At 68.7% G+C, this 15,292-nt stretch carries 14 protein-coding genes; 10 read left to right on the top strand and 4 right to left on the bottom strand.

Annotated features, from left to right (window positions below; translation table 11 throughout):
• Both infB and rbfA read left to right on the top strand, forming a co-directional pair.
• Nucleotides 1-2,164: translation initiation factor IF-2 (infB, locus tag KTR66_RS12525; protein ID WP_249732068.1), on the top strand; the 2,164-nt coding region annotated here is incomplete at its 5' end.
• Between the two features lie 72 nt (nucleotides 2,165-2,236).
• A complete protein-coding gene (gene rbfA / locus KTR66_RS12520) occupies nucleotides 2,237-2,656 on the top strand; it encodes a 30S ribosome-binding factor RbfA (protein ID WP_213612934.1) in 420 nt (139 codons plus the stop codon).
• Between the two features lie 6 nt (nucleotides 2,657-2,662).
• On the opposite strand, the gene KTR66_RS12515 is transcribed toward rbfA, so the two are convergent.
• Nucleotides 2,663-4,177 carry a hypothetical protein gene (locus KTR66_RS12515; RefSeq protein ID WP_213612933.1) on the bottom strand — a complete coding sequence of 505 codons (1,515 nt, stop codon included), beginning with the start codon at nucleotides 4,175-4,177 and terminating at the stop codon, nucleotides 2,663-2,665.
• 152 nt (nucleotides 4,178-4,329) lie between these two features.
• Between KTR66_RS12515 and truB the strand changes: the two genes are divergently transcribed.
• The 5 genes from truB (at nucleotide 4,330) to KTR66_RS12490 (ending at nucleotide 8,014) form a co-directional block, all read left to right on the top strand.
• Nucleotides 4,330-5,271, top strand: a complete 942-nt coding sequence (gene truB, locus KTR66_RS12510) for a tRNA pseudouridine(55) synthase TruB (RefSeq protein ID WP_213612932.1) — start codon at nucleotides 4,330-4,332, stop codon at nucleotides 5,269-5,271.
• Between the two features lie 57 nt (nucleotides 5,272-5,328).
• The gene (gene rpsO / locus KTR66_RS12505) at nucleotides 5,329-5,598 is read left to right on the top strand and encodes a 30S ribosomal protein S15 (protein WP_213612931.1); all 270 of its coding nucleotides are present in this window, start codon (nucleotides 5,329-5,331) and stop codon (nucleotides 5,596-5,598) included.
• 79 nt (nucleotides 5,599-5,677) lie between these two features.
• On the top strand, nucleotides 5,678-6,232 hold the full coding sequence (locus KTR66_RS12500) for a YceI family protein (protein ID WP_213612930.1): 555 nt from the start codon (nucleotides 5,678-5,680) through the stop codon (nucleotides 6,230-6,232).
• Nucleotides 6,229-6,762, top strand: coding sequence for a cytochrome b/b6 domain-containing protein (locus KTR66_RS12495; RefSeq protein WP_213612929.1), 534 nt, complete (start codon nucleotides 6,229-6,231; stop codon nucleotides 6,760-6,762). Before KTR66_RS12500 ends, KTR66_RS12495 begins: the two co-directional genes overlap by 4 nt.
• 157 nt (nucleotides 6,763-6,919) lie before the next feature.
• Nucleotides 6,920-8,014 (top strand): sulfite oxidase, encoded by a 1,095-nt coding sequence (locus KTR66_RS12490; protein WP_213612928.1) that lies wholly within the window; start codon nucleotides 6,920-6,922, stop codon nucleotides 8,012-8,014.
• A 9-nt stretch (nucleotides 8,015-8,023) separates the two neighbouring features.
• Here the strand turns inward: KTR66_RS12490 and KTR66_RS12485 are convergent, their stop codons facing one another.
• Entirely contained in the window at nucleotides 8,024-8,461 is a 438-nt protein-coding gene (locus KTR66_RS12485; RefSeq protein ID WP_213612927.1) for an Rrf2 family transcriptional regulator, read from the bottom strand.
• A gap of 83 nt (nucleotides 8,462-8,544) precedes the next feature.
• Nucleotides 8,545-9,735, bottom strand: a complete 1,191-nt coding sequence (locus KTR66_RS12480; protein ID WP_213612926.1) for an NAD(P)/FAD-dependent oxidoreductase — start codon at nucleotides 9,733-9,735, stop codon at nucleotides 8,545-8,547.
• A gap of 124 nt (nucleotides 9,736-9,859) precedes the next feature.
• On the opposite strand from KTR66_RS12480, the gene KTR66_RS12475 reads away from it, so the two are divergent.
• A complete protein-coding gene (locus KTR66_RS12475) occupies nucleotides 9,860-10,861 on the top strand; it encodes a nitronate monooxygenase family protein (RefSeq protein ID WP_213612925.1) in 1,002 nt (333 codons plus the stop codon).
• Between the two features lie 19 nt (nucleotides 10,862-10,880).
• Nucleotides 10,881-11,651 (top strand): sterol desaturase family protein, encoded by a 771-nt coding sequence (locus KTR66_RS12470; protein WP_213612924.1) that lies wholly within the window; start codon nucleotides 10,881-10,883, stop codon nucleotides 11,649-11,651.
• A 7-nt stretch (nucleotides 11,652-11,658) separates the two neighbouring features.
• Here KTR66_RS12470 and KTR66_RS12465 read toward each other — a convergent pair whose 3' ends face one another.
• The gene (locus tag KTR66_RS12465; RefSeq protein ID WP_213612923.1) at nucleotides 11,659-13,374 is read right to left on the bottom strand and encodes a long-chain fatty acid--CoA ligase; all 1,716 of its coding nucleotides are present in this window, start codon (nucleotides 13,372-13,374) and stop codon (nucleotides 11,659-11,661) included.
• Nucleotides 13,375-13,470: 96 nt separating this feature from the next.
• Here KTR66_RS12465 and KTR66_RS12460 point away from each other — a divergent pair, with 96 nt between their 5' ends.
• Nucleotides 13,471-15,270, top strand: coding sequence for a M3 family oligoendopeptidase (locus KTR66_RS12460; RefSeq protein ID WP_249732067.1), 1,800 nt, complete (start codon nucleotides 13,471-13,473; stop codon nucleotides 15,268-15,270).
• Nucleotides 15,271-15,292 lie beyond the last annotated feature (22 nt).

The following is a 15,292-nucleotide window of genomic DNA, read 5'->3' as shown; positions in this document are numbered from 1 at the left end:
CCGCGAGGAAGCCCCGGCCGAGCCGCCGCGCCCCGCCGCGCCGCGCGTGACGCCGCTCGCCGCCCGCGCCACGCAGGGCCCGGCGCTGCGGCCGACCACGCCGCCGCCCTCCGGCCCCTCGGCCAAGCTTTCGCTCAACCCGCGCGCCCGTGCGGATGAGGATGATGATCGCCGCGGCCCCGCCCGCCGCCCCGGTGGCGCTGCCCCCGGTGGCGTGAAGCGCCCGGCCCCCGCGCCGGTGAAAAAGGCGCCGCTCGCCGCCGGCCGCCGCGAAGGCCGCATCGACGTCGCTGCCGCCATGGATGGCGAGGATGAGCGCAGCCGCTCGATGGCCTCGGTCCGCCGCGCGCGTGAGCGCGAGCGCCGCCAGGCCGAGCTGCAGCGCCTGCGCGCCGGCCAGGAGCGCGTGGTGCGCGACGTGGTGATCCCCGAGAGCATCACCGTGCAGGAGCTCGCCAACCGCATGGCCGCCCGTGGCGGCGAGGTGGTGAAGGCGCTGTTCCGCATGGGCGTGATGGCGACGCTGACCCAGAGCATCGACGCCGACACGGCCGAGCTGGTCGCGCAGGAATTCGGCCACCGTGTGAAGCGCGTCGCCGAGGATGATGTGGAGCTGGCCCTCGAAGGGACGGTGGATGAGGAGGAGGCGCTGCTGCCGCGCCCGCCCGTCGTCACCATCATGGGCCATGTCGACCACGGCAAGACCTCGCTGCTCGATGCGCTGCGCAAGACCGATGTGGCGGCGCGCGAGGCGGGCGGCATCACCCAGCATATCGGCGCCTACCAGGTGCAGACGCCGTCGGGCATCGTCACCTTCATCGACACGCCGGGCCATGAGGCCTTCACGGCGATGCGCGCGCGCGGCGCGGGCGTCACCGACATGGTGGTGCTGGTGGTGGCCGCGGATGACGGCGTGATGCCGCAGACGATCGAGGCCATCAAGCATGCCCGCGCGGCGGATGTGCCGATCATCGTGGCCGTCAACAAGATCGACAAGCCGGGCATCAACCTCGACCGCGTGCGCAACGAGCTGCTGCAGCACGAGATCGTGGTGGAAAGCCTGGGTGGCGAGACGCAGGAGATCCAGGTCTCGGCGCTGAAGGGCACGAACCTCGACAAGCTGCTGGAAGCCATCCTGCTGCAGGCCGAGATCCTCGACCTGCGCGCCAATCCGGACCGCCCGGGCGAGGGCACCGTGATCGAGAGCAAGCTCGACCGCGGCCGTGGCCCGGTGGCGACCGTGCTGGTGCAGAAGGGCACGCTGAAGCAGGGCGACATCGTCGTCGCCGGCGCCGAATGGGGCCGCGTGCGTGCGCTCGTGGACAGCCTGGGCAAGCCGCTCAAGGCGGCCGGGCCTTCCGTCCCGGTCGAGGTGCTGGGCCTGTCGGGCGTGCCGTCGGCGGGCGAGAACTTCGTCGCCGTCGAGAGCGAAAGCCAGGCGCGCGAAGTCAGCGAGTTCCGCCAGCGCCGCGCGCGTGAGAAGGCGGCCGCCGCGCTCGGTGCCGGCCGTGGCACGCTGAACGACATGCTGGCGCGCATCCAGGCGGGCGAGCAGAAGGAAGTGGCCGTCGTCGTCAAGGCCGACGTGCAGGGCTCGGCCGAGGCGATCAACGTCACCCTCGGCAAGCTCGGCAACGAGGAGGTGCGCGTGCGCGTGCTGCACTCGGCGGTCGGCCAGATCACCGAGAGCGACATCCAGCTGGCCAAGGCGTCCAACGCCGTGGTCGTCGCCTTCAACGTCCGCGCCACGACCCAGGCGCGCGAGATGGCGCAGCGGGACGGCGTGGATATCCGCTACTACTCGATCATCTACCAGGTGTCGGACGACATCGAGGCGATCTTCAAGTCGCGCCTGGCGCCGGTGCAGCGCGAGAGCTTCATCGGCTACGCGCAGATCCTGCAGGTCTTCGAGGTCAAGCGCCTGGGCAATGTGGCCGGCTGCCGCGTGACCGAGGGCGTGGTGAAGCGCGGCTGCGGCGTGCGCCTGCTGCGCGACGGCATCGTCATCCACGAGGGCGAGCTGAGCACGCTGCGCCGCTTCAAGGACGACGTGAAGGAAGTCACCAACGGCTACGAATGCGGCATGGGCTTCAAGAACTACGATGACATCCGCGTCGGTGACCAGATTGAATGTTTCGAAACCGAGACCGTCGCGGCGGCCTGAGTTTCTGTGTGTCTGATAGGGGGCGCGGCGGGGCAGCCCGCCGCGCCCTTTGCATTTCGAGAGAAGCGAGAGATGGCCAAGCGCCACACTGACACCCCTCCCGGCGCGCCCAGCCAGCGCCAGCTTCGCGTGGCGGAGGAGGTGCGGCATGCGCTCGCCGCCATCTTCGAGCGCGGCGATTTCCGCGACCCCGAGCTGGCCAATGCCCGCATCACCGTCACCGAAGTCCGCGCCAGCCCCGACCTGCGCCACATGACGGCCTTCATCAGCGGCCTGGGCAAGGACGTGCCCCCTGAGCAGTTCCTGGCGCTGAAGCGCGCCCATGCCTTCCTGCGCGGGCAGGTGGCGAAGAATGTCCGCCTGAAATTCGCGCCCGAGCTGCATTTCCAGCCGGACAGCGCGCTGGACTACGCCATGAAGATCGACCAGCTCATGCGCCAGCCCCAGGTGGTGCGTGATCTCTCGAAGGAAGATGACCGGACCGGCGGCTGATCTGCGTCAGGGCACGGTCACTTCAAAGCTGATCAGCCAGTTCCATAACTTCATTCCTGGAACGACGACGCTCTCGGCGTCGCAGTCGTCCCGGAAATTGCCCCAGGCACCGCTTCGATCGAGGGCGGAAGGCGTGCCCTGCGCGGCGTAGGCGTAGCGGAGCGTGGCCCCGCCAGGACTGTCCAAGGTCACCCTGATGACGTTGCCAACCAGCTCGACGGCCTCAATCGCGCCGCCCGCTCCCTCGGTCTTCTCGAAGCCAAAATGCGGCGCGGGAGGAAGGCTGTCGGTGTCCAGGCACGCCCGTGTCCCATCGGCCGGAAGAACCAATGGGATGGTGATGACGGAGCCCAGCCGCCTGACGCCTGCGAAGTCGGGTCGGAGGCAGGTCCTCACACTCTCGATATTCAAGGTCCAGGGGTCGGCGACTGCCGTCGTTGCCGACCTGAGAAGCCGGTTCGCCTTCGCATGGTATTCGCCCCGCAGCGCGTGGCCCGTCGGCGTGAAGTGCACGCCGCTCATGCCATAGCGCCCTTGGAAGAAATAGCTCGGAAAGGCAATGGTGGTGCGTGGCGCCATCATCATCAAATCCTGCTGGGCCAGTGCCGTCCCGGCGTCAGCCAAGGTTCCCGGCGTGGCTGCCAGCTGCGCCATGATGAGCCATACTGGTTCCGGCTGGCCGGTTGCAGCGCGGATGTCCGCCTCATTGTCGGCATGGAACGCCTGGCCAAGCGCGACCCACTCTGCCCGGGACGTCTTGCGCCGGTCCGCCTCGCCTTGATCCAGGTGAAGCGCAGGGCACCAGATGCCAGGTTGCCCGTACAGCGTGGCCAGCCGCGAGAGCTGGCGCCACAGCATCTGGCCGTTGGCATAAGGGGCCGTCCCCTTGCTGATTTCCCTGAGCTTCCGGCCGGCCCGGCCATGCGTCGCGCCGATATGGACAGCGGGCTTCCTTCCAGCCGCGAGATCTTGCGCCACGCTCCACCGCAGGGCTGAGGTGACCGGCGTCTCGCCGTCGCGGGCTTCGCAGGCGGGTGCGAGATCCGCAATCGTGGATGGGTCTATCTCAGTCAGGCTGGACTGAAGGGTGCCGGTCATCGGCATGAGGGCGCGATGCGGGTAGGGAGGCGTCCTTGTGACAGCCCGCTCGCGTGGCGGGAAATTCTTCCTGCCGCCGGCCGCACTGTTGCTCTGGCCGGTGATCGAGAAAAGCACAGCCCGTTGGTAGCTTTCCGGGACCGCGACAAGCGGTTCCGGCACGTCAGACCGGACGAGATAGGTCTCTAGCCAGCCTTCACCGGAGGACGAGAACCGCCGGAGTGAGGGCCGGTGCTCTTCCCTGGCAAGCGTGTCGCCCTCCAGTGGGTCGCGAAGAGACAAGTCATCCATGCGGTGTCCTCGGACAGGTGAAAAAAGGACGGCTGCATGACGAATATACGCCTCATCAATAAGAAACAAGGAATCAAATGAAATGGAATCAAAAGCCTCCACCTGCATATCTGGTGCTGTGGACGGACTCATGGTCCGTCCTTTCGTCACCGCTTGGTCGATTGGGCAGGACGGGCGAAGACCGCGCCTTGGCAGGCCGGGGCGGATCAGGATTGCACGCATGGCGCTGGCGGCCGGCCGCAAACCGCCTAAAACGCAGCCTCGCTTAATGCTCGCAGGACCTGATGCCCCGTCACCACAGAAAACCCAAGGGCCGCCCCATTGATGGCTGGCTCATCATCGACAAGCCCACCGGCCTCGGCAGCACCGATGTCGTGAACAAGGTGAAGCGCGCCTATGACGCGCAGAAGGCCGGCCATGGCGGCACGCTCGACCCACTGGCCACCGGCCTGCTGCCCATCGCCTTCGGGCACGCCACGAAGACCGTCCCCTATGTGATGGACGGCACCAAGGTCTATCACTTCACCCTGGCCTTCGGTGAAGCGCGCGACAGCGATGACTCCGACGGCGCCGTGATCGAAACCAGCGAAGCGCGCCCCACCGACGAGGCGATCCGCGCGGCGCTGCCCGCTTTCACCGGCGACATCATGCAGATCCCGCCCGTCTATTCCGCCATCAAGGTGAATGGCGAGCGCGCCTATGACCTGGCGCGCGATGGCCAGGCCGTGCAGCTCGAGGCGCGCCCCGCCCGGGTGGACCGCTTCGAGCTGATCGCGCGCCCGGATGCCGATACCGCCATCTTCGAGGTGCAGTCGGGCAAGGGCGTCTATATGCGCTCGCTGGCGCGGGACCTCGCGCGCGCCGTCGGCACGGTGGGCCATATCGCGGCGCTGCGGCGTTTGCGCGTGGGTCCCTTCACCGAGGCGCATGCCGTGGCGCTGGACAAGATCGTCGTGACGGGCGATACCCCGCCTCCTTCACTGGACCTTCTGCTCCCCCTGACGACCGCGCTGGCCGACATCCCGGCACTGGCCGTCTCGGAGGCGGAGGCCGCCCGCCTCAATTTCGGCCAGGCCCTGAGCCTCGTCGAACTCATGGGCCGGGTTCCGTCCGAGGCCAGCCCCGATGGGGGCCTGGTTCGCGCGATGGCAGCGGAGCGGTTCGTGGGCCTGTGTCGTCTCGAAGAGGGGATGATGCGGCCCGAACGGCTGATGGCGCCCGGCTGAGCCCGGGGCTTTCGGCCCAGAGCCGGTTTCTCTCTCCAACCTTGAAGGAATCCGCCGATGTCGATCACTGCCGAGCGCCGCGCCGCGCTCATCCAGGAACATGCGACCAAGCCCGGTGACACGGGCAGCCCCGAAGTGCAGGTGGCCATCCTCTCCGAGCGCATTTCCAACCTGACCGAGCATCTGAAGACCCACGCGAAGGATTTCCATTCGCGCCGTGGCCTGCTGGTGATGGTCGGCCAGCGCCGTGGCCTGCTGGACTATCTGAAGCGCAAGGACAAGGCGCGTTACGACGCGCTGATCGCCAAGCTCGGCCTGCGTCGTTAAGACGGGCCGCTGGGCTGACAGTGGGGCCGCCCCTCGGGGCGGCCCTTTTCGTTCCGGGCCACCGCCCCACATCTGGGGCGTGCTCGACCGCCGCGCCCTTCTCGCCTTGGCCGCCCTGCCAGCGCTGCCTGTGCGCGGCCAGGCGCGCACGCGCTACGTCTTCGACCAGAGCGTAGGGCGCATCGGGTTTTCCGCCCGCCATCTCGGCCTCTTCACCTCGCAGGGCCAGTTCGACCGCTTCCAGGCAACGCTGCTCATCGATCCGAACAACCCGCAGAACGCCGCGGTGGAATGCGTGGTGGAGACGGGCGAGGTCAGCATCCCCTTTCCCGGCGCGACGGACCTGCTGCGCTCCGAGGCCTATTTCGACGTGGCCCGCCATCCCACCGCGCGCTTCGCTGGCGAGGCCAATGGCCTGACCGAGGCGGGTGGCTTTCCCATCGCGGGGCAGTTGGCCGTGCGAGGCGTGACGCGCCCCTTCCGCATGACGGCCCGCCTCGTCGAGCGGCAGGGCGGCGTCGCGCGCTTCCAGGCGGAAGGTGAGATGCGCCGGGGCGAATTCGGCATGGTCGCGGACCGCACGTTGATCTCGGATGCGATCCGGCTCAGCGTGGATGTGCGGATCCAGGCGTGACCCCGGAGCGCTGGTCCCGACCGCAGCGGCGGCTGCACGCCTGGGGGGCGGTGCTGGTGGTGCTGACGCTCGCGCTTTCGCTCGCCATGGTGGCGCTGCCCATGTCCCAGCTGCTGGCGAAGTTCCTGGCCTATCAGCTGCACAAGACATTCGGGCTGCTGGTGCTGATCCTCACCCTGGCGCGGCTCGGCTTCCGGCTGGCCCGCCCGGCGCCAGCGCTGGAAGGGCTGACAGCGGCCCGGCAGCGCGCGGCGCGCTGGGGGCAGGCGGTGCTCTATGCGCTCCTGCTGGTGGTGCCGCTGCTGGGCTACCTGACGGCCCAGGCGGCGGCCGGGCCGGTGCCGACCACGCTCTTTCTCGTCATCCCCGTGCCGCATCTGCTGGACCCCGACCCGGCGCTCTATGCCTGGCTCCGGCCCATGCATCAGATCGCGGCCTGGAGCCTGATCGCCCTGGCCGCGGCCCATGCCTCCCTGGCGCTGTGGCACCACCGCCAGGGGCTGCCTGTGCTCGGGCGCATCTGGGGCTAGGCCGGGCACGGATCGCCTGATCGCTTTGGATGCTTCATGTGCATGAAGCATGGCACAAGGCAGTTTTCAGAATGTCTATTGTTCCTGTAGGAAATATCTTGATGGAGCCGTCCTCCTCTCGCTAAACTCGCCGCGTGATCCGAACAGGGAGCCCCCCATGCTGCGACAGGATACTCTCGGCACGCCGAAGCCTGGCCTGACGAGCCTTGCCGACCCGGCACTGAACCAGGAGACGCCGCCGCATCTGCTCACCACCCCCATCACGCCCACGGAGCTCTTTTTCGTGCGCAACAACGGCACCCTGCCCGAGGTCTCCCCTCAGGCAGCGGCCGATTGGACGCTGGAGGTCACCGGCTGCGTCCGGCGTCCGCTGTCGCTCCGCCTGGATGAGCTCCGCGGCCGCTTCCCGACGGTGGAGGTGACGGCCGTGCTGGAATGCGCGGGCAATGGCCGCAGCGCCTTCGAGCCGCCGGTGCCCGGCCTGGCCTGGGGCCCCGGCGCCGTGGGCTGTGCGCGCTGGACCGGCGTTCGCCTCGCCGACGTCCTGGCGGAGGCGGGTGTGACGGCCGAGGCCGTCTACGTCGCCCATGAAAGCCCCGACCATGCGATCGGCGCGCCCGGCCAGCCTGCCTTGTCGCGCGGCCTGCCGCTGGCCAAGGCGCTCGCGCCCGAGACGCTGCTCGCCTTCGGCATGAACGGCGCGCCGCTCGATCCGCTGCATGGTTTCCCGCTGCGGGTGGTCGCCCCTGGCTATCCCGGCTCGGCCTGGCAGAAATGGCTGAGCCGCATCGTGGTGCGGGATCGCGAGCATGATGGCGCGAAGATGACCGGCCTGGATTACCGCATGCCGCGCCGCCCCATCCGCCCCGGTGAGGCGCCCGACCCCAGCCTCTTCGACGTCATCACCGACATGCCGGTCAAGAGCCTGATCACCGAGCCTGCGCCGGGCTTTTGCACGAGCGGGCCGGTCATGGTCGGCGGTTTCGCCTGGAGCGGGGCCTCCGAGGTCGAGCGCGTCGAGGTCTCGGCCGATGGTGGCGCCACCTGGCAGCGTGCGACGCTCGAACCCGGCGAGGGCCCCTGGGCCTGGCACCGCTTCAAGGCGCTGATGCTGCTGCCCGCGGCGGGCGAGGTGGAACTCCTCGCCCGCGCGACCGATGCCGCCGGCAACGCCCAGCCGATGCAGCCCGTCTGGAACCCGCGCGGCTATCTGAACAATGCCGTCCACCGCATTCGCGGCCGGATGGTCTGAGGCCGGGGCTCAGGCCTCGAGCAGCGGGTGGCGGGAGGCTACGAGCGCGGCGAGGCTCGTCCCGTCCAGGACCCTGGCCGTCGCGTCGCGCACCTGGCGCATCAGCCGGCGGATTTCGCAGCTCGGCGGGTCGAGGCAATCGGTGCAGGGGCGGTAGGCGGTGAGGCTGGCGCAGGGGATGGGCGCGAGAGGCCCGTCGAGTGCGCGGATGATGTCGCCGACCGAGACATCCTGCGGCGGCTGGGCCAGGGCGTAGCCGCCGGCCTTGCCGCGCCTGCTGGTGACGAAGCCATGGCGCCGCAGGTCCAGCAGGATGGCTTCCAGGAATTTCTGCGGAATATGGCCACGTTCCGCGACCTCATGGATGGGCATGGTCTCCCGCCCCGGCATGTCTCCGGCCAGGATGCAGAGGGCCCTCAGCCCGTATTTCGCCCGCTGTGTGAGCATGGGGAGTGTCTAGAGCATGATCCGCCGGGGCGAAATCACCAGGCCGCGCAAAACCGCCGGCGATGATGCCGGGCGGGCGCGTGTCAGGCGATCTCCGCCGCGCGCCGCAGGCTGTTGATCATGGACATCCCCAGAAGATGGGCATGCGCCTTGGCCGGGTCGCTCGCGGCTTCGGCCATGCGGCTCTCGAAATCCGCCCGGTCCTCGGGGGTCGCCGCTTCCAGGTTCTTCTTGTTCTGGATGGTGGTGCGCTGGACCACCTCCTCCGTGATGCCGCGCCGCTGCCGGTCGTAGCGGTCGAGCAGGCTGTCCTCGGCCTCGCCGCGCATCACCTGGATCAGCTTTTCCACCAGGTTCACCGCGTCATGCACGCCGCCATTGAGGCCCATGCCGCCCAGCGGGTTGTTGATATGCGCGGCGTCGCCCGCCAGCAGGATGCGCCCCTTGCGGAAGGTCTCGGCCACGCGCTGGTGCACGCGATAGAGCGTGGTGTGCTTGATCGGGTAGTCGCCGCCGCCCTCCAGCACACGGGCGAAGCGCGCGCGGGCGAAGGCGGGCGTCATCACCTCCTCCTCCGAGACCTCGGCCTTCACCGGGAACATGGCGCGCCAGACGCCGGGGACGCGGAGCAGGAAGAACCACTCCTCCGGATCGGCGTAGTAGGAGACGTCGGCCAGGCCGGGGATCACGCTCGCGAAGTCGAACTCGGTGGAGAGCACCAGGAAGCGCTCGGGCCAGGTGAAGCCGTTGAAGGCGATGCCGGCGGATTTGCGCACGGCGCTGCGCGCGCCATCGGCGCCGATCACATAGCTGCCGGTGAGGCGCGTGCCATCCTCCAGCATGGCGACGACGTGGCTGCCCTCGTCATGCACCTCGGCCACGGCGCTGTTGAAGCGCACCTGGTAGAGCGGGTTGCCCGAGAGCAGCCCGTGCAGGATGCGGGTCAGCTTGAACTGCTCGCATTGCAGCCGGTAGGGGTGGCGCGTGACATCGGCGAGCAGGCCGAAGTTGAACTCCGCGATCACGCTGTGGTCCCGCCGCCGATACTGGACGCGTGGCCCGATGATCCCCTGGCGGATCATGTCCTTCGCCGCGCCCAGATCGTCCAGCATGTCGAGCGTGGGGGCGTGGAAGGTGGAGGCGCGCATCTCGTCGGAGATGCCGGGGCCGGCCTCCAGCACCTGCACCGGGATACCGGCGCGGACGAGCGAGGCGGCGGCGACGAGGCCGACCGGGCCGGCGCCGGCGATCAGGACAGGCTTGGGCTGGGCCATGTGGCGTTGGGGCTCCCGGCGTGGATGGTTACAATTGGCGCGAAATTCCTTGCTGTGAAGGGGTGCAATTCCAAGCCGGCGAAACCTGCTCTAGCGTCAGGGGACAGGAAAGGAACGTCGCCTCATGGATCTGCGCCAGAAGCTTCAGGGCCGTCTGCGCCTGCCGCTCATCGGCTCGCCGCTCTTCATCATCTCGGTGCCCGACCTCGTCGTCGCGCAATGCAGCTCGGGCGTCATCGGCTCCATGCCCACGCTGAACGCGCGGCCGCTGGAGCAGCTGGATGACTGGCTCTACGAGATCACCGGGCGCCTCGCCGAATACGACCGCGCCAACCCGGACCGCCCCTCGGCGCCCTATGCGATGAACCTCATCGTCCACCGCTCGAATGACCGGCTGGAGGAGGACCTCAAGCTCGTCGTGAAGCACAAGGTGCCGCTCGTCATCACCTCGCTGGGTGCGCGGCCGGAGGTGAATGAGGCCATCCATTCCTATGGCGGGCATGTGATCCATGACGTGATCAACCAGACCTTCGCCCATAAGGCGATCGAGAAGGGCGCCGATGGCCTGGTGCTGGTGGCGGCCGGCGCGGGCGGGCATGCGGGGGCGCAGAGCCCCTTCGCCCTGATGCAGGAGACGCGCGCCTGGTTCGATGGGCCGATCGCGCTTTCGGGCAGTATCGCGCATGGCCGCAGCATCCTGGCGGCCGAGGCGATGGGCGCGGATTTCGCCTATATGGGCTCGGCCTTCATCGCGACCGAGGAGGCGCGCGCGGTGGAGGAATACAAGCGCATGCTGGTGGAATCCGGCGCGGAGGACATCGTCTACACCAACCTCATCACCGGCGTGCATGGCAATTACCTCAAGCCCTCGGTGCGCAATGCGGGGCTCGATCCCGACAACCTCGAGACCTCCGACAAATCGGCGATGAGCTTCGCCCAGGGGCGCAACAAGAAGTGGAAGGATATCTGGGGCGCGGGGCAGAGCGTCTCCGGCATCCATGAGGTGGTGCCGGCCGCCGATCTCGTGGCGCGGCTGCACCGGGAATATCTGGAGGCGCGGCAGAAGCTGGGCGGCGCCTCGCCGTTGGTGAACCCCAACTGGGCGCGGGTGGCGGAGGCCGCCTGAGGTCCCATATCCTGGGGGCATGAGCGAAGCCACGATCCGCCTCGCGGCCTTTCTCGGCGTGCTGGCCCTGCTGCTGGCCGCCGAAAGGCTGATCCCCTGGCAAGTGCCGCGCCCGCTGGGCTGGCGGCGCTGGTTGCCCAATTTCGGGCTGGTGGCGCTGGGCGCCGTGACGGTACGCTTCCTGATGCCGCTGGCGGCGGTCGGCGCGGCGCTCTGGGCGCAGTCACGGGGGGTTGGCCTGTTCAATTGGCTCGAGGCGCCCGCCTGGCTCGCGATCCCGCTGACGATCGTGCTGCTGGACCTGCTGATCTACTGGCAGCACCGGGTGTTCCATGTGGTGCCGGTGCTCTGGCGGCTGCACCGCGTGCACCATGCCGATCCCGAGATGGATGCCAGCACCGGGCTGCGCTTCCATCCCATCGAGATCTGGCTCTCCATGTGGGTGAAGATCGCCGCCGCCATCGCGCTCGGCGCGCCACCCGAGGGCGTGGTGGCCTTCGAGATCATCCTGAACGCGGCGAGCCTCTTCGAACATGCCGCCATCCGCATCCCGCCGCGGCTGGAGGCGGCGCTGGGCTGGGTGATCGTGACGCCCAACCTGCACCGCATCCACCATTCGGAGCGGGAGGAGGAGACGAACAGCCATTACGGCTTCTGCCTCTCCATCTGGGACCGGCTCTTCGGCTCCTGGCGCGGGCGTTGGGCCGGGGAGCTGGTGCTGGGCGTGAAGGGCTATCGCGCCGCCCGCGAGCAGCATGTGCTGCCGCTGCTGACGCAGCCCTTCCGCTGAGGCGCGCTCAGCCCAGCGCCTCGACCTCCGCCGCGTAGCGCTCCAGCACGGGGCGGCGCTTGATCTTCATGGTGGGGGTCAGCAGCCCGTTCTCCACCGTGAAGGCCTCGGGCAGGGGGTGGAAGCGGCGGATGCGCTCGATGTTGGAGAGGCGGGCGTTCACGCGCTTCACCGCCTCGCCCACGCGCTCCGCCTGGCCCTCCGCGGGGACGATCAGCGCCACCACGCCGGCCATCCCCTCACCCGCTACCACGGCCTGGGCCACCTCCGCCTCGCCGGCCAGCATGGCCTCGATCTTGGAGGGGGCGACCATGTCGCCGCCCTTCAGCTTGATGAAGTCCCGCTTGCGGTCGGTGATGTGGATGCGCCCGTCGCGCAGCTCCGCCACATCGCCGGTGTGCAGCCAGGGCTCGTGCTCGCCTTCGGGAATGCGCAGCGCCTGGGCGGTGGCGTCGGGGTTGTTCCAGTAGCCATCCATGACCAGGCCGCCCTTCACCAGCAGCTCGCCGTCCTCCGCGAGGCGCACCTCCACCCCGGGCAGCGGCTTGCCCACGCTGCGGCGGTCATTGTCCCAGGGGAGGTTCACGCTGATGACGGGGCCGGCCTCGCTCTGGCCATAGCCCTGGATGATGGTGACGCCCAGCGCCAGGAAGAAGCCGGAAAGCTCGGGATCCAGCCGCGCGCCGCCCGAGACCAGCGCCTCCAGCGAACCGCCGAAGCGGGCGCGTACCTTCTCGCGCACCAGCCGGTCCAGCACCGCATCCTGGAGGCGTTCGAAAAGGCCGAGCGGCGGGCCGTCCAGCTTGCGCAGGCCCAGCGCCAGGGCGCGCTGGAAAAGCTTGAGGCGCAGCCCGCCCTCCTTTTCCAGCGCGCCCATGATGCGCTCGCGGATCACTTCAAACAGGCGGGGGACGGTGGTGATGAGGTGCGGGCGGTGCTCGGCGAAATCGGCCAGCAGCTTGTCCGCGCCGCGCGAGAAGATCACCTGGTAGCCGCAGGCGGGCATGAGGAAGCCGCCCACCGTGTGCTCGTAGCTGTGCGAGAGCGGCAGGAAGGAGAGGTAGCGGCCGTGGCGCACGCCGATCTGGTCGATCAGCCCCTTGGCGCCGGCGCAATTGGTCAGCATGGCGCGGTGGGGCAGCATGACGCCCTTGGGGTTGCCACCGGTGCCCGAGGTATAGATCAGGCAGGCCAGCCGACCGGCCGGGATGTGCTCCACCTCGGCGATCAGCATGGCGAGGTCGCCCTCGGTGGCGGTCATCTCGGCCCAGCTCAGGGTGCGGGTCTCGGCGGGGGCGGGGGGCGGCGGTTCCATCGCCACCAGCAGGTCCAGCGGGGCCGCGGCCAGGACGCGCTCGGCGAGCTGGCGGGTGGAGACGATGGCCACGCGCGCGCCGCTGTCGCGCAGGACATGGGCGTGGTCGGCCGTGGTGTTGGTGACGTAGGTGGGGACCGTCACCGCGCCGATGGCCATGATGGCATTGTCCGCGATCATGAATTCAGGGCGATTCTCGCTCACCAGCAGCACGCGGTCGCCGGGCATGATGCCCTGGGCGCGCAGCCCGGCGGCGAAATTCGCGACCTGCTGGCAGAATTCGCCCCGGCTCATGCTCCGCCAGGCGCCGTCCCGCCAATAGCCCAGCATGGGCCTGTCCGGCGCCTGGACGGCCAGGGTGAAGATCAGCCCGGGCAGGCTCGTCGCCTGTTCGACGGTGTGCAGCATGCGATGGTTCCGGAACTTGGACGTGGGGCCGCTTGGCCGCGGCGCTCACCCGCATATATGAGAAGGATGCGAATGATCCCAGGCCGCACCCCTGAAATGTTGCGCTCCCCCCTCGATGCCGCCTCCGGCGGCGAGACCCTGCCCTCCTGGGATCTCTCCGATCTCTACCGGGCGCCGGATGATGCGGCCCTGACGGCCGACCTCGCCCGGGCCGAGGAACAGGCCCGCGCCTTCCAGGAGAGGCTCTCGGGCAAGCTGGCCCAGCTCTCAGGCGATGCCCTGGCGGCGGCGCTGGCCGAATACGAGGCGATCGAGGAGGTGCTGGGCCGGGTGATGAGCTATGCCCAGCTGCTCTTCTCGGGCGATGCGCAGAACGCCGAGAATGGCCGCTTCTACCAGACGATGCAGGAGCGCGTGACGGGCATCTCCTCCCATCTCGTGTTCTTCACGCTGGAACTGAACCACATCGCGGAAGCCGCGCTGGGGGAGAAGCTGAAGGCGAGCCCCGCCCTGGCCCGCTACCGCCCCTGGCTGCGCGATTTGCGCGTCTGGCTGCCGCACCAGCTCTCGGACGAGATGGAGCGCCTGCTGCACGAAAAGGAGGTGACGGGCCGCGCCGCCTGGAACCGCCTCTTCGACGAGACCATGGCGAACATGACGGTCAATGTCAGCGGGGAGGAACTTTCGGTCAGCGCCGCGCTGAACAAGCTCTCCGACGCCGATCGCGAGGTGCGCGCCGCGGCGGCGAAGGGCGTTTCCGAGGCCTTCGGCAGCCGCATCCGCCTCTTCTCCCTCATCACCAACACGCTGGTGAAGGACAAGGAGGTGATGGACAAGTGGCGCAACCACCCGCGCCCCGGCTCCTCCCGCAACCGGGCGAACATGGTGGAAGACGAGGTGGTGGACGCGTTGGTGACGGCCGTGCGCGAAAGCTTCCCCCGCCTGTCGCACCGCTACTACACGATGAAGGCCAAGTGGCTGGGGCTCGAGAAGCTGATGCATTGGGACCGCAATGCGCCGCTGCCGCGCGATGCGGACAGCACCATTCCCTGGCCGCAGGCGGTGCAGCAGGTGCGCGCCGCCTATGCCGGGTTCAGCCCGGAGATGGAGAAGCTGGCGGCCCCCTTCTTCGACAAGCCCTGGATCGACGCCGCACTCCGCCCCGGCAAGTCGGGCGGTGCCTTCGCGCACCCGACGGTGCCGAGCGCCCACCCCTATCTGCTGCTGAACTACCACGGCAAGGCGCGAGACGTGATGACGCTGGCGCATGAGCTGGGCCATGGCGTCCACCAACGCCTGGCGGCCGAGCAGGGCTACCTCATGTCCAGCACGCCGCTGACGCTCGCCGAGACCGCCAGCGTCTTCGGCGAGATGCTGACCTTCCGCGCGCTGCTGGATGCCGAGACCGACCCCGCCAAGCGCCGCCTGCTGCTGGCCGGCAAGGTGGAGGACATGCTGAACACGGTGGTGCGGCAGATCGCCTTCTACCGCTTCGAGACTCTGGTGCATGACGAGCGCCGCAACGGCGAGCTCTCGGCCGAGCGCATCGGCGAGATCTGGATGCAGGTGCAGACCGAAAGCCTGGGGCCGATCTTCGACTTCACGCCGGATTACAGCTGCTACTGGGCCTATATCCCGCATTTCGTGCACTCACCCTTCTACGTCTATGCCTATGCCTTCGGGGATTGCCTGGTGAACGCGCTCTATGGCGTGTATCGCGATGGCAGCGTGCCGGATTTCGAGAAGAAGTATCTCGACATGCTGCGGGCCGGCGGCACGCTTCGGCACAAGGAATTGCTGGCGCCCTTCGGCCTCGATGCCTCGCGGCCGGATTTCTGGAAGCGCGGGCTCGACGTCATCTCGGGCTTCATCGACGAACTGGAGGCCGCGTCTTGAGCGATCGCGAAAGCTCCTTCTT

Source organism: Roseococcus sp. SDR (assembly GCF_019083995.1).
In the GTDB taxonomy this organism is placed as follows: Bacteria; Pseudomonadota; Alphaproteobacteria; order Acetobacterales; family Acetobacteraceae; genus Roseococcus.
This window is presented reverse-complemented; position numbering and strand designations above follow the sequence as displayed.

What these genes read in the sequence shown, in the direction of transcription:
- KTR66_RS12480 (WP_213612926.1), bottom strand. Translation starts at nt 9,735, where the DNA reads ATGGCCCAGCCCAAGCCTGTCCTGATCGCCGGCGCCGGCCCGGTCGGC.
- KTR66_RS12475 (WP_213612925.1), top strand. Translation starts at nt 9,860, where the DNA reads ATGGATCTGCGCCAGAAGCTTCAGGGCCGTCTGCGCCTGCCGCTCATC.
- KTR66_RS12460 (WP_249732067.1), top strand. Translation starts at nt 13,471, where the DNA reads ATGTTGCGCTCCCCCCTCGATGCCGCCTCCGGCGGCGAGACCCTGCCC.
- KTR66_RS12465 (WP_213612923.1), bottom strand. Translation starts at nt 13,374, where the DNA reads ATGCTGCACACCGTCGAACAGGCGACGAGCCTGCCCGGGCTGATCTTC.
- rpsO (WP_213612931.1), top strand. Translation starts at nt 5,329, where the DNA reads ATGTCGATCACTGCCGAGCGCCGCGCCGCGCTCATCCAGGAACATGCG.
- truB (WP_213612932.1), top strand. Translation starts at nt 4,330, where the DNA reads ATGCCCCGTCACCACAGAAAACCCAAGGGCCGCCCCATTGATGGCTGG.
- KTR66_RS12485 (WP_213612927.1), bottom strand. Translation starts at nt 8,461, where the DNA reads ATGCTCACACAGCGGGCGAAATACGGGCTGAGGGCCCTCTGCATCCTG.
- KTR66_RS12470 (WP_213612924.1), top strand. Translation starts at nt 10,881, where the DNA reads ATGAGCGAAGCCACGATCCGCCTCGCGGCCTTTCTCGGCGTGCTGGCC.
- KTR66_RS12490 (WP_213612928.1), top strand. Translation starts at nt 6,920, where the DNA reads ATGCTGCGACAGGATACTCTCGGCACGCCGAAGCCTGGCCTGACGAGC.
- rbfA (WP_213612934.1), top strand. Translation starts at nt 2,237, where the DNA reads ATGGCCAAGCGCCACACTGACACCCCTCCCGGCGCGCCCAGCCAGCGC.
- KTR66_RS12515 (WP_213612933.1), bottom strand. Translation starts at nt 4,177, where the DNA reads ATGAGTCCGTCCACAGCACCAGATATGCAGGTGGAGGCTTTTGATTCC.